This window comes from Variovorax sp. YR634 (genome assembly GCF_900106655.1).
Taxonomy (GTDB): Bacteria; Pseudomonadota; Gammaproteobacteria; order Burkholderiales; family Burkholderiaceae_C; genus Variovorax.
In genome coordinates this window covers 145,948-158,290 of the sequence record NZ_FNOL01000011.1, presented here as the reverse complement: position 1 = coordinate 158,290, position 12,343 = coordinate 145,948, and the positions used below count along the sequence as shown (strand labels likewise).

Here is a 12,343-nt window from a genome sequence, read left to right as displayed (position 1 = left end):
TGCAGTCACACAGCACATACCATCGCCACCCAATGAAGCCACACTGCACAGACAACGGAGCGACCGGATGATCGGCGAGCGATTGAAAGAGCTGCGGACCGTGCGCGGCCTGTCCTTGCGCGAGCTCGCGGCCCAGGCCGGTGTGTCGGCCACGCTGCTCAGCCAGATCGAGCGCTCGGTCACCGACCCGAGCCTCGAAACCATGCGCCGCCTGGCCGGCGTGTTCGGCGAATCGGTCTCGTCGTTGTTCTCCGAGCCCGCGCCGCCCTCGGTGTGGATCAGCCGTCCGGGCGAACGCTCGCTGCTCACCGCGCCCAAGGGGCAGGTCGGGTACGAGCGCCTGACAGCCGGCAATGGCCAGCTCGAAGTGCTGCGTGCCGTGCTGCAGCCGGGCCAGGTGTCGGCGGACGAACCGCGTGGCCATGCATCGACTGAGTGCGTGTACGTGGTCGCGGGCGCGCTGGTGGCGCAGATCGCGGGCGTCGACTATCCGGTGCTGGCGGGCGAGAGCATCTCGTTCGACTCGCGCCTGCCGCATCGCTACCTGAACCAGTCGCAGGCCCCGACCGAAATCATCCTGTCGGTGACGCCGCCCAACCCCTGAGCACCCGAGGCACATGATGAACCCCGACCCCAGTTTCACGCTCCACGACCTGCGCGTCGAAGTCGTAGCGCCGGAAGGCGCCCGCATCTACTGCGGCGCCAAGGTGGGCGACTATTTCGAGCTGCGCGGCGAGATGCTCCATCTGCCCGAGGGGCAGGGCTTCTCGATCTATTCGCTGGGCGCCTTGTTGCCGCTGCTGGCCGCCAAGCAGCGGCCGACCGACGCGAACGACTGGATGAGCACCGACGCCGAGGTGGCCTGCCCTGATCCGAACTGCCCCTCGCGCTTTCGCATCACCCGCATGGGGCTGCGCACTTTTCGCCACGCCGACACCACGGCGGTTGTCCATCCATCGAACGAGTCTTCATGAACCCCTCGCAGTATTCGCACCATCGCATCGAGCTCGCGCCCGGCTATGAAATTTCCCGCCTGCTGAAGGGCGGTTGGCAACTGGCCGGCGGCCACGGCAACGTGGATCACGCGGGTGCCATCGCCGACATGGCGGCCTACTACGACGCCGGCATCACCACCTTCGATTGCGCCGACATCTACACCGGCGTGGAAGAAATGATCGGCGAGTTCCGCGCCGACTACCTGCAGCGCCATGGCCGCGACAGCCTTTCGCGGTTGCGCGTGCACACGAAGTTCGTGCCCGACCTCGCCATCCTGCCGACCATCGACAAGCACCAGGTCGAGCAGATCATCGATCGCTCGCTGAAGCGCCTGCGCATGGAGCGGCTCGACCTCGTGCAGTTCCACTGGTGGGACTATGGCGTGCCGCGCTATCTCGAGGTTGCGCACTGGCTCCTGGAGTTGCAGCGCGCCGGCAAGATCGACCGTGTGGGCGGCACCAATTTCGACACGGCGCGCGTGCGCGAACTGGCCGACGCCGGCGTGCCGCTGTTCAGCATGCAGGTGCAGTATTCGCTGCTCGACCAGCGGCCCTTGCCGCTGATGACGCCGTACTGCGAGCAATCAGGCATGAAGCTGCTGTGCTACGGCAGCGTGGCCGGCGGCTTCCTCTCGGAGCGCTGGCTCGGCGTGAGCGATCCGGGTCAGTCGTTCGAGAACCGCTCGCTGGTCAAGTACAAGCTCATCATCGACGACTTCGGCGGCTGGGACTTGTTCCAGCAGTTGCTGGCGCAGCTGAAGCAGATCGCGCTGCGGCATGGCGTGTCGATTTCGTCCGTGGCAATGCGCTGGGTGCTGCAGCAGCCGGCCGTCGCGGCCGTGATCGTCGGCGTGCGGCGCGGTGACCACCTGGCGGATCACCTGAAGGTGCTTGATCTGCAACTCGATGCGGCCGACCTCGCGTCGCTGGATGCGGTGCTCTCGCAGCGCAGCGCGCCGAGCGGCGACGTCTACGCCGTAGAGCGCGACCTCGAAGGCCGCCATGGCCGGATCATGAAGTACGACCTGAACGACAAACCGCATTGAGTTCGGCGTAGCCGGTGAGCGGGTCGTGCGTGCGCGCGAACTGCCAGTCGGGCAGCACGGCGACGAGGATTTCCGCCGTGGTGCGCACTGTGCATCCGGGCGCTGCATGGCCGCCGAAAACTCGGCCCTCGGCATCCGACACGCTGATGTGCAGATGCGAGCCGTCCGGCGACAGGCTGCCCGCGAGCGTGAGGATTTCCAGGTCGCCTTCGATGCGCGCCGCGTTCTCTGCGCCTGCAAGCCGGATGCTCGCGCCGCTCAGGCTGCCGATGCCCGAGACCACGAACGCTGCGTCGGCACCGCCTTGCTTCAACGCCGAATCGAGCGAGGAGCGCAGGTCATCGCCGGGGTTCAGCCGCAGCACCAGCGTCTGCATGCGTTCAGGCTCCCGAGAGCGCCCCGTCCACCACCTGCTGCGCCTCTTCGAGGATGCGCGCGAGGTGTTCCTTGCCCTTGAAGCTCTCGCCGTAGATCTTGTAGATGTTTTCCGTGCCCGAGGGCCGCGCGGCGAACCAGCCGTTGTCGGTCACGACCTTCACTCCGCCGATGGCCGCGCCGTTGCCCGGCGCATGGCTCAGCACATTGACGATCTTGTCGCCCGCCAGCTCGGTCGAGCGGATCTGTTCCGGCGAGAGACTCGACAGCCGCTTCTTCTGCTCGACGGTGGCGGCCGCATCCACGCGGTCTGACACCGGCTGGCCCAGCGCCTGCGTCAGCTCGGTGTAGCGCTCGCCCGGGTCACGCCCGGTGCGCGCGGCGATCTCGGCCGAGAGCAGGGCGGGCACCAGGCCGTCCTTGTCGGTGGTCCACACCGAGCCGTCCTTGCGCAGAAAGGTCGCGCCCGCGCTTTCTTCTCCGCCGAAGGCCAGCGAGGCATCGACCAGCCCGTCTACGAACCACTTGAAGCCCACCGGCACCTCGTACAGCCTGCGGCCGAGCTGTGCGGTGACGCGGTCGATCATCTGGCTGCTCACCACCGTCTTGCCGACAGCCGCCTGCGCCGGCCATTGCGGGCGGTGCGTGTAGAGGTAGTCGATCATCACTGCGAGGTAGCTGTTGGGTTGCATCAACCCGGTGCTGCCCGAGACGATGCCGTGGCGGTCGTGGTCGGTGTCGCAGGCGAAGGCGATGCCGAAGCGGTCCTTCAATTCGATCAGCTTGTGCATGGCGTCGGGCGACGACGGGTCCATGCGGATGCGGCCGTCCCAGTCCAGAGACATGAAGCGGAAGGTCGGGTCGACTTCCTGGCTCAGCACGTTCAGGCGCGTGAGCTTGTAGCGCTCGGCAATCGCGGGCCAGTAGCGCACGCCCGCGCCGCCCAGCGGGTCGACACCCAGGTCGAGGTTCACGTCGCGGATCGCGTCCATGTCGAGCACCTGCGCCAGGTCTTCGACGTAGGTGTTCAGGTAGTCGTGCCGGTGCGTGGTCGATGCGCGCAGCGCCTGCGCGAGCGGCATGCGCTTCACGCCTTCGAGCTTGTTCGCCAGCATCTTGTTGGCGGCCGCCTCGACGGCCGAGGTGATGTCGGTGCCGGCCGGTCCGCCGTTCGGCGGGTTGTACTTGAAGCCGCCGCTCTCGGGCGGGTTGTGCGAGGGCGTGATGACGATGCCATCGGCCAGCCCGCTTGTGCGTCCACGGTTGTAGACCAGGATGGCGTGCGACACGGCCGGCGTCGGCGTGTATTCGTCGTCCTTCGAGATCATCAGCTCGACGCCGTTGGCCGCGAGTACTTCGACAGCGCTGCTGAAGGCCGGCGTGGACAGCGCATGCGTGTCGATGCCGAGGAAGAGCGGACCGTCGATTCCTTTCTGCTTGCGGTAGTCGCAGATGGCCTGGCTGATTGCCAGCACGTGCCATTCGTTGAATGCATCGTCGAAGGAGGAGCCGCGATGCCCCGAGGTGCCGAAGGCCACGCGTTGGCTCGGCACCGACGGGTCTGGCCGGCCGGTGTAGTAAGCCGAGATCAGGCGCGGCACGTTGACCAGCAGTTCGAGAGGGGCGGGCTTTCCCGCGAGAGGGTTGGTTGCTTGGCTCATGTCGATGGAAAGTCAAAGTTGATCAGGTCGCCGATGCGTTCGACGGTGATGTCGGCAGGGGCGTAGGCGGCAATGGCCTGCTCATCAAGTGCATAGTGCCCTTGCCGCACGAAGACCGTCGTCAGACGAGGCCCCCAGATGGCCTTCATGGCCGAAAGAATGCGCAGCTTGTCGTCCACCATCACGTAGTGCTGGGCGGGGTGGCACTGCTCGATGGTGTCGAGCATCTGTTCCTTGTGCACGTAGATCAGCACGCGGCCCTCGGTGGCCTCCCACAGGCCCGAGCGCTGCACCTTGCGCGGCTGGAACACCACGTCGCCGTCGGACAGGATCACCGTGGGCCCGTGCCGGCGCAGATGCTTCAGTGCTTCCAGCGCGCCGGGGTAGAGCCGTTCGGCAAAGGGGTAGTCGATGAGAAAGCTCGACATCAGCAGCAGCCGCGAATCGCTCATGCCGCGGCGGCCCTCTTCGGCGCGGTAGCGCTGCAGGGCGCCGAGGTAGTCGACGTAGCCGAGCTCGCTGCGCAATTGCTCGAAGGCCACCCAGTAGCGGCCGGCGCTTTCAGCGCCGAAGGCCTGTTCGAGATGGGCGCGAAGATCGGCCACGACGCGGTCGTTGTCGAGCAGGGTGTTGTCGACGTCGATCAGGAAAACGGTGGCGGGAGGAGGTGTCATGGGTGTGCGGCCAAAGTGCCTGAACTTGGGGCCCGAACTGCGCGTGTCGCGGCCAGCATACGCCTTGAATGGCCCTGAATGCGACGCCACACAGCCGCCGCGTGAATTGGTCGCCACTTTGCGGACCATCGACTTAATCCCTGCCGCGGGACTGTCCCCGGAGTCGAATAAGCTTCCGCCCAGATTGAAGAAGAAGGAGCAAGACAGATGCGCATCACGAACGGTCGACTCCGGGCCGGCTTGCCGGCTGTGGCCCTGGGCCTCTTGCTGGTTGGCTGCCAGACACCTCCGGCCGACCGGCCCCTGACATCGGAAGTGCCTGAACCCCCGAGCTTCGTCACGCCGCCGGAAACCTGCCAGGCCACGGCCGTGCGCTTCGGCTTGGGGTTGCGCATCAGCCAGCAACTGCTGGAAGAAATGCGCCAGCGCTCCGGCGCCCGCGTGGCACGCACCGTGCTGGCCACCGAAGCCGCCGACCCGGCGCAAGACATGACGCGGCTCAACGTGCAGGTCGAGCCCACCGGGCGCGTGGTAGGTGCCTATTGCGGCTAGCCACACTGTATGCACGAGTGTTGTTCGTACACCTCGTCTGTAACAAAATCTCACTGCAAGGTGTGGAACGGCCCGGATTGGGAGAACAATAGCCCGCGACTTTCGGAGCCCCAGTCTTTTGTCGAACCAGCAACCCACAGTCTCCTTGCCGTCGTACTACGACGGGTCGGCACGTCTTCCGCCGGATGAAGTGCTGCGCCCGTTGATGGCCGACTGGGCCCGCGCCGGCAAACGCCTGGCTGCCGTCTGCTACATCGACGTCGACCGCTTTGCCGAGCTGAACGATCACCTCGGCATGGTCGCGGGCAACGCCGCCCTCGAAGAGGTGGCCCGCCGCATCAAGGCCCAGCTGCCGCGCGAGAGCGTGATGGCCCGCGTGGGCGGCGACGAGTTCGCAGCCCTGTTCGCCGGCATCGGAACCTCGCAGTGCACCCAGGTGCTCGAGCGCATCCAGGCCTCGCTCGGCGAGCCCTGGAGCTGGCGCGACCAGACAGCCAGCATCGACGCGAGCATCGGCGCCATGCTGCTCGACAGCAACGGCCCGCCACCAGAGACAGCCCTGCGCCAGGCGCAGCACGCGGCCTTCTTTGCCAAGCGCGCGGCCGACGGCAAGGTGCATTACTTCGACGCGCCCCAGGCGCGCGCCGACGAGCAGGTGGTGCGCGAGCGCCAGCGCATCCAGGAAGGTCTGCTGCAGGGCGAGTTCTTCCTGGTCTACCAGCCCAAGGTCGACATGCGGCGCGGCGTGGTGGCCGGTGTCGAGGCGCTGATCCGCTGGCAGCACCCCGAGCGCGGCCTGCTGCCGCCGGCGCAGTTCGTGCCGCTGATCGAAGACGACCAACTGGTCGAGCAGGTGGGCGACTGGGCCATTGCCACGGCCCTGTGGCAGGCGCACCAGTGGCGCCTGGCGGGCCTTCAGATTTCGGTGAGCGTGAACGTGGCGCCACGCCACATGATGCGCTGGGACTTCGTCGAACGGCTCGCGCGGCACCTGGCGCAGTTTCCGAAGATGGGCGTGGGCATGCTCGAGCTCGAAATCCTCGAGACCACGGCGATCAGCCAGTTTGCGAACGTCGCGTTGTTCGTCGAGGCCTGCAAGATGCTGGGCGTGGGCGTCACCATCGACGACTTCGGCACCGGGTATTCATCGCTCACCTACCTGCGGCAATTGCCGGTGTCGACCGTGAAGATCGACCAGTCCTTCGTGCGCGGCATGCTCGACAACGACCAGGACCGCGCCATCGTGCAGGGCATCGTCGCGCTGCTCCACGCGCTCGGCCTCACGGCCGTGGCCGAGGGGGTTGAAACGGTGAAGCAGGGCGAAGCGCTGCTTGCGCTGGGCTGCACGCTGGGCCAGGGCTACGGCATCGCGATGCCGATGGCGGCCAAGGATGTTGTGCAATGGGTGGCGCAGTACGAGAGCGCCCCGCTGTGGGGCAAGGACGACCGGCCAGGCGTGGCGGCGTTGCCCGACGTCGCCTAAGCCCATGGGCCCTGCCGGCATCAGAGCAAAGGCGTATAGGGCGAGGTCATGGGTTTCAGCGTGGTGCCGCTTCCGCCGTCATACCCGGGCGCCCCGATGCTGCTCGAGCCGCCGAACACGTAGCGCAGATAGATGCTGCTCGTGAACTGCCGGTAGTTCTGTGCGTTGTTGAAGCCCAGCGCGCCGCCCAGGAACATCTTCGGCGCCAGCTGGTACTCAAGCACCGCAGCCAGGTTGTAGGCAAGGCCGGTCTTGGAGCTGCTGGCATACATGTTGTTGTATGCCGCGCTGCTCAGGCCCAGCGCCAGCGCCTGTGCGGCCGCGCTAGACGCCGCGCTGTTGCGCGACGGATCCGTAGGGAAGTAGGGCGATGTCTTCTGGGTGAACGACTGCACCCCGAGCGACGCGTTCACGCGCCACGAGAGCCGGTCGCTGCGGCCGGTCCAGTCGACGGGGAAGGCCACGCTCACGAAGCTCTGCGGGCTGAAGTAGCCGCCCTGGCCGAATGTGTAGTAGCTGAGGTTCTTCTCGTAGCCCATCAGCCCGATGTTCATGCCCAGCGTGAGCTTGGAGCCGGGGCTGTTGATCAGGTGCAGGTACGCGCCGCCGCCGGTTTCCACGCGCGAGTTGCTGGCCACGTTCTTGCCGGTGATGCCGTGCGCCGCGAGGTAGCTGTACACGCCGTAGGTGCCGTCGTCGTAGCCGATGTCGCCGCGCACGCCGGTGGCGACCACGCCGCCCCAGCGCTCGTTGGTGCGCTCGTCCTTCGCGCCCGCGAACGACAGCACGCTGTCGGTCACAGCGCGGCGGGAGATGTCGGCCCTGTAGTTCCACGAGTCGCCGAAGCTTCCCTTGAACGTGACGTTGCCGACCACGTTGGTGGTGGGAAAGCCCAGCGGCGTGGTGCCGATGCCGGCATCGAGGTTCTTGCCTTCGTAGCCCACGTTCAGGCCGACGCCGGACGCGTTCTGCTGGCCAGGCGATGCGCCGGTGGTCAGTGCTTTGAGGGCCGCCGCGGGGCCGCCGCCGAAGCGGCTGCCCGTTGCGTAGTCGCTGGCGGGCGTGCCGGCGTCGAGCACCGTGGGCGTCACGCCCACGACGATCTTGCCTTCGCCGACCGGGAAGCGCGCCTGCACCGGCAACTGGAAATCGGAGAGCCGGCTCAGGCCGGCCTCGCCCGCGCGGTTGCGGTAGACCGTGCCTGCCGTGAGGCTCACCGCGCGTTGCGCCTCCAGCTCCTGCAGTTCCGAGGTCAGCGTGTTGGCCGGCGCGGTGCGCAACGGCGCATTCCAGCTCGGCTCGGTGCGCGGTGTGTTGGCCTGCGCATAGGCGGCGTTGGCCTGCGGATAGACCGGATAGCCGCCAGGTTGACCGGGTTGAGGCTGCGCCTGCGGAATGTAGACCGGCGCAACCTGCTGCATGCCTGGCACCGGATACTGCGGTAAGGGCTGCATCGATGGTGCAGCGTAGGCCGAGGCTTGCGGCACATTGTTCGGGTTGTTGCGCGCGTTGCGCGTCGACGCCTTGGCCGTCGACTGGCGGCCCTTGGCGTCCGATGCGGCGGGCGCAGTCGAATTCCAGGGCAGGGCACCTGGCGGGTAGGCCTGCGCGCCTGCCGCGGGGTAAGCGGGATACCCTGCCGCCGGATAAGCCCCGGCGACCGGTGCCGCCGGATAACCCACCGGCTGCATGCGCGCCTGCGCGAACGGGTTGCCGTTGGCGGGTGGATAGCCCGCGGGCACGGCCGCGCCCGGCGCGCCGCCGGTCATGCCGGCGAACGGATTGGCAGCGGGCATCTGCTGCACGGGCACGCCGCCCGGCGCGAAGCCGCCAGAGGCGACCTGCCGTTCGGCGTCCACCGCGGCACGAAGGTACTGCTCGGCCTTGCGGCTGTCGCCCGCGTTGCGGTAGACGCGGCCGGCCGCCGCGAGCACGCGCGACTGGTCGGGCGCCTGCTTCAGCGCGGCCATCACGTAGTTCTCGGCCTCGCTGTGTTCGCGCCGCGCGCTGGCGCTGGCGGCGGCGGCGAGCAGGGTGTCGAGGTCGGTCGGGTTGCGTTGCAGGATGCGCTGGTACAGCGCCAGCGCCTGGCCTTCGTCTCGCGCCGCCGAATACAGGCGTGCCAGTGCGGCCATCGCCTGTGGGTCGTTCGGCCGCTCGGCGAGCACCGGCGCCATGGCGTTGTAGGCAGCCTCGAGGTTGCCGGCTTCGCGCAGGGCGTCGGTCTGGCGCAGCGCGAAGGCCACGCGCAGGTTGTCGAAGTCGTTGCGCTGGGCGGCCGTCATGTTGGCGCTCGCCAGTTGACGCAGCGTGGCCGACAGCTCGATGTCCTGCCTGGTCTTGAGCAGCACCGATGCATACAGCAGCCGGTCGCCGATGCTCGGGCTCGGCGTGCGTGCCAGCAGCTGGCGGCTCATGGAAAGGGCGCGCGGCGCATCGCCGATCTCGGCGTAGGCGCCCGCGAGCTGGCCCCAGAGTTCGGCCGGCATGTCGGCGCTGAGCGCCGCCTCGGTCTGCGCGAGCACGCCGCGCGCAGCGTCGACCTGGCCCTGGCGGGCCAGTGCCAGCGCGCGCGCAGCCTGCGATTGCGCCCACAGGCGGCGTTGCAGCGCGGCCATGTCGCGTGTGCGCGAGCCGGCAGGAATGCGTTCGAGGTACTGGATGCCCGCCGCCGCATCGCCGGTCTCGGAGGCGAGCAGGGCGCTGGCGTACAGCGCGTCGGGCATGTCGGGTTGCGACATCAGCAGCCCTTCCATCACGCCGCGCGCCTCGGACACCAGGCCTTGCCTGCGATAGATGTTGGCCAGGTCCAGCCGCACCCACGGGCTGTCGGGCGCGGCGAGCATCGCATCTTCGAGCGTGCGCTGCGCGCCGGTGGCATCGCCGGCCTCGGCCTGCTGGCGGGCGCGGTTGCGCGCCTGCTCGACCTGGATGTCGCGCAGGCCGCCGAGTTGGGTGGCCTGTTCGGGCGTGAGGCGGCGGGACAGGGCCAGCGCCTCGTCGGGGCGGCTCGTCTGGCCGTACAGCGAGATCAGGCCGCGCAGTGCCTGCGTGTTCTGCGGCTTGCTCTCGAGCACGCGCTTGTAGCCCTGCTCGGCCTGGGCGTAGTCGCCGGCGGCGGCGCGCAGGTCGGCCAGCGCGTTCTGGCCCACGGGCTCGCGCGGGTCGATGCGCACAGCGCGCTCGTAGAGAGCCTGCGCACCGCGCGTGTCGTTCCTGGCTTGCGCGGCTCGGGCCTGTCCGACCAGCGCCCAGTAGGTGGCGCTTTGCAGTGCCGAATTCCATTTGCCGCCGCCGCCGCGCGCTGCTCGCTCCAGCAGCTCCTGTGCCTCGGCAAAGCGCTCCTGGCGCAGCCGCACGAGGCCCAGGCCGCCCAGCGCCTCGGTGTCGTCCGCCTTGGCGCGCAGCGCCTGCTGGAAGCGCTGCTCGGCGGTGTTCGCGTCACCGCGGTCCAGTGCCTTGAAGCCTTCGCCCACGGGCACGTCGGGTGAATTGGCCGCCGCCGTCTTGGCGGTGGTGAGCGTTTCAAGCCGTGCGGCCACGGCAGCGTCGGTCTGGTTGTTGCCCAGATAGTCCTGGTAGAGAGGAACGTCGGGCTGGCGCGCGTCCAGCCAGATCAGTGCCTGGCGCCAGGCCGCGCGCGCGGCGCCGGCCACGGCGGGCTGCTTCGTCAGCTCGGCCAGTTCGCGGATGCCTGCGCGGCGCGTGGCTTCGCTGTAGGTTTTCTGCTGGGCCAGCGCAAGGCGGTAGCCGGCGTTCTCCGGGTGGTCCTTAACCAGCTGCTCCAGGCCCTTGCGACCCTCGTCGGCGCCTTGCGGCGTGCTGGCCAGCACCTGGTAGTACTCAAGCGCCAGCGCTTCGGGCGGCGGGCGGTTGTCGAACTGGCTGCGGTACAGCTCCACCGCCTCGGCGGAGCGGCCGGCACGCGCTGCGGCGCGGGCGCGCTGCAGCGTGCTTTGCTGGCCGGCCGGTTGCTGCGACTGCTGTTGCAGGCGGGCAATGCGGGCGTCGTTCGGGTTTGCGGTGCGCAGCCGCGCGATCCAGCTGCGCGCCGCTTCGGAATTGCCGCGCGAGAGCTCGACCTGCGCCATGCCGTACATCGCATCGGTCGATTGCGGCTGAACGCTCAGCAGCTTCTTCCAGCTTTCCTCGGCAAGGTCGGCGCGGCCCTGGGCCTGCCAGTAGTTGCCCTGTTCGGTCAGCGCCGCGCTGGCGTCGGCCTGTGCATGCGCGGGGTTGGCGGTGCACAGCACGGCGAGCATGCCCAGGCAGGCCATCGGTGCGAGACGCTTCGGCTTCAAGCCGGTCGATTGGAACGGCATAGCGTCCTCCATGAGGTTTGCAGCTGGCCATTGCGACCGAATTCGTACCGGCCGTCGAGCCAGGCCTGGCCGAAAAGCAACAGGCACTGTTCGTAATAAGGCAAGGGCGCCACGGGCGGTGCGCCGCGGCCACCCGGCACGCGGGCGACCTGGGCGGCCAGCGCGTCGGTGGCGCCCAGCGCCTTGAGGTAAGGCAGCATCGCACCCGAAAAACCGAGCGGCGCCATGCCGCGCACAGCGCCGCTCGTGGTGTCGACGTACTCGGGCACCGGCTGGTGGTCGGCCAGCAATTGGCCCGGGCCACGCAGGCTCAGCAGCAGCATCTTGCGCGCCGGGTCCTTGTCGGACAGCATGCCCGCCCAGAGGTAGACGCGGATCGCGTCATAGCTGCCGGCAGCGCCCTTCTGCGGATCGGCCACGAAGCCGCGCGAATCCTGCGACCAGGCACACCAGTCGGGCGCGAAGCCCTTCGGCGTGACGGCGCCGATCATGCGCAGCGTGTTCTCGGTGACCTCGCTCCACGGACCGGTCGGGTCGGCCTGCTGGAAGTAACGCAGCAGCTGCAGCGGCATGTAGCTCGGGTTGAGCCGCCATAGCGGCCCGCCGGCCACCGACTTGGGCCACGGCAGCAGCATGCGGCCGAGCCCGGGCACGGCGATGACTTCGTCGCGTGCCGCCAGCGCCAGCAGGCTGCGGCCGAGTGCGCGGTAGTTGGCGTCGTTCCACAGCCGGCCGGCTTCCATCAGCGCATAGGCGATCCAGAGGTCGGCGTCCGACGCGGCATTGGGGTCGAGCACGCCCCAGCCGCCCTCGGGCTTGCGGCCCCATTGCCAGGCCGGCAGTTGTTTGGCCAGGCTGCCACCCGCGAGGTTGACTTCGGTCCATGCCAGCACGCGCGCGAAAGTGGCGCGGTCGTTGTGCACCAGCGCGAAGAACATGCCGTAGGACTGGCCTTCGGAAGTCGATTGCTGCTGCGGCGTGTTGAAGTCGATCACCCGGCCGTCGGGCTGGATGTGGCGCGCGGCGAAGGCGGCCCAGTCTGTGGCGGGGTGGCACGTGTCGGCAGGGGCAGCGGCGGCGGACGCGGGAGCCGCGGGCACTTGGCCCGGTGCGGTCGCCGGTGCCGCTGTCACGAGCTTCGGCAGCGCCAGCGCGAGGCCGGCCGCACGCAGAAGGGCGCGCCTGCCCGAAAGGCGGTCGTGGGAAGGCGTGATGGGCGAACGTCGCATGGGCTC

At 68.6% G+C, this 12,343-nt stretch carries 10 protein-coding genes; 5 read left to right on the top strand and 5 right to left on the bottom strand.

The genetic code is table 11. The features are described 5' to 3' along the window. Positions 1-67 precede the first annotated feature (67 nt). The 3 genes from BLV60_RS19490 to BLV60_RS19480 are packed head-to-tail and all read left to right on the top strand — an operon-like array spanning position 68 to position 2,041. Entirely contained in the window at positions 68-604 is a 537-nt protein-coding gene (locus BLV60_RS19490) for a cupin domain-containing protein (RefSeq protein ID WP_093056923.1), read from the top strand. A 16-nt stretch (positions 605-620) separates the two neighbouring features. Further along, entirely contained in the window at positions 621-974 is a 354-nt protein-coding gene (locus BLV60_RS19485) for a TIGR04076 family protein (protein ID WP_256216629.1), read from the top strand. Continuing rightward, positions 971-2,041: an aldo/keto reductase gene (locus BLV60_RS19480; RefSeq protein WP_093056921.1), complete on the top strand. Its 1,071-nt coding sequence runs from the start codon at positions 971-973 to the stop codon at positions 2,039-2,041. The genes BLV60_RS19485 and BLV60_RS19480 overlap by 4 nt, the downstream gene beginning before the upstream one ends. On the opposite strand, the gene BLV60_RS19475 is transcribed toward BLV60_RS19480, so the two are convergent. Genes BLV60_RS19475 through BLV60_RS19465 form a run of 3 tightly spaced genes read right to left on the bottom strand, consistent with a single transcriptional unit; the run spans position 2,007 to position 4,751 of the window. Then, positions 2,007-2,417 (bottom strand): PPC domain-containing DNA-binding protein, encoded by a 411-nt coding sequence (locus BLV60_RS19475; RefSeq protein WP_093056920.1) that lies wholly within the window; start codon positions 2,415-2,417, stop codon positions 2,007-2,009. The genes BLV60_RS19480 and BLV60_RS19475 overlap by 35 nt on opposite strands. A gap of 4 nt (positions 2,418-2,421) precedes the next feature. Further along, the gene (pgm, locus tag BLV60_RS19470; RefSeq protein ID WP_093056919.1) at positions 2,422-4,077 is read right to left on the bottom strand and encodes a phosphoglucomutase (alpha-D-glucose-1,6-bisphosphate-dependent); all 1,656 of its coding nucleotides are present in this window, start codon (positions 4,075-4,077) and stop codon (positions 2,422-2,424) included. Then, complete coding sequence (locus BLV60_RS19465; protein WP_093056918.1) at positions 4,074-4,751, bottom strand: HAD family hydrolase; 678 nt, start codon at positions 4,749-4,751, stop codon at positions 4,074-4,076. Before BLV60_RS19465 ends, pgm begins: the two co-directional genes overlap by 4 nt. Before the next feature lie 207 nt (positions 4,752-4,958). Here BLV60_RS19465 and BLV60_RS19460 point away from each other — a divergent pair, with 207 nt between their 5' ends. Both BLV60_RS19460 and BLV60_RS19455 read left to right on the top strand, forming a co-directional pair. After that, positions 4,959-5,303, top strand: coding sequence for a hypothetical protein (locus BLV60_RS19460; RefSeq protein ID WP_093056917.1), 345 nt, complete (start codon positions 4,959-4,961; stop codon positions 5,301-5,303). Positions 5,304-5,421: 118 nt separating this feature from the next. Further along, complete coding sequence (locus BLV60_RS19455; RefSeq protein WP_093056916.1) at positions 5,422-6,786, top strand: putative bifunctional diguanylate cyclase/phosphodiesterase; 1,365 nt, start codon at positions 5,422-5,424, stop codon at positions 6,784-6,786. 20 nt (positions 6,787-6,806) lie between these two features. Here the strand turns inward: BLV60_RS19455 and BLV60_RS19450 are convergent, their stop codons facing one another. Then, complete coding sequence (locus tag BLV60_RS19450; RefSeq protein WP_256329338.1) at positions 6,807-11,108, bottom strand: cellulose synthase subunit BcsC-related outer membrane protein; 4,302 nt, start codon at positions 11,106-11,108, stop codon at positions 6,807-6,809. Beyond that, positions 11,084-12,337 carry a cellulose synthase complex periplasmic endoglucanase BcsZ gene (gene bcsZ, locus BLV60_RS19445; protein WP_093056914.1) on the bottom strand — a complete coding sequence of 418 codons (1,254 nt, stop codon included), beginning with the start codon at positions 12,335-12,337 and terminating at the stop codon, positions 11,084-11,086. The genes BLV60_RS19450 and bcsZ overlap by 25 nt, the downstream gene beginning before the upstream one ends. Between the last annotated feature and the right edge of the window lie 6 nt (positions 12,338-12,343).

Excerpts from the sequence above, each read along its gene's own strand:
- BLV60_RS19490 (WP_093056923.1), top strand. The coding sequence starts at position 68 with ATGATCGGCGAGCGATTGAAAGAGCTGCGGACCGTGCGCGGCCTGTCC.
- BLV60_RS19485 (WP_256216629.1), top strand. The coding sequence starts at position 621 with ATGAACCCCGACCCCAGTTTCACGCTCCACGACCTGCGCGTCGAAGTC.
- BLV60_RS19480 (WP_093056921.1), top strand. The coding sequence starts at position 971 with ATGAACCCCTCGCAGTATTCGCACCATCGCATCGAGCTCGCGCCCGGC.
- BLV60_RS19475 (WP_093056920.1), bottom strand. The coding sequence starts at position 2,417 with ATGCAGACGCTGGTGCTGCGGCTGAACCCCGGCGATGACCTGCGCTCC.
- pgm (WP_093056919.1), bottom strand. The coding sequence starts at position 4,077 with ATGAGCCAAGCAACCAACCCTCTCGCGGGAAAGCCCGCCCCTCTCGAA.
- BLV60_RS19465 (WP_093056918.1), bottom strand. The coding sequence starts at position 4,751 with ATGACACCTCCTCCCGCCACCGTTTTCCTGATCGACGTCGACAACACC.
- BLV60_RS19460 (WP_093056917.1), top strand. The coding sequence starts at position 4,959 with ATGCGCATCACGAACGGTCGACTCCGGGCCGGCTTGCCGGCTGTGGCC.
- BLV60_RS19450 (WP_256329338.1), bottom strand. The coding sequence starts at position 11,108 with ATGCCGTTCCAATCGACCGGCTTGAAGCCGAAGCGTCTCGCACCGATG.
- bcsZ (WP_093056914.1), bottom strand. The coding sequence starts at position 12,337 with ATGCGACGTTCGCCCATCACGCCTTCCCACGACCGCCTTTCGGGCAGG.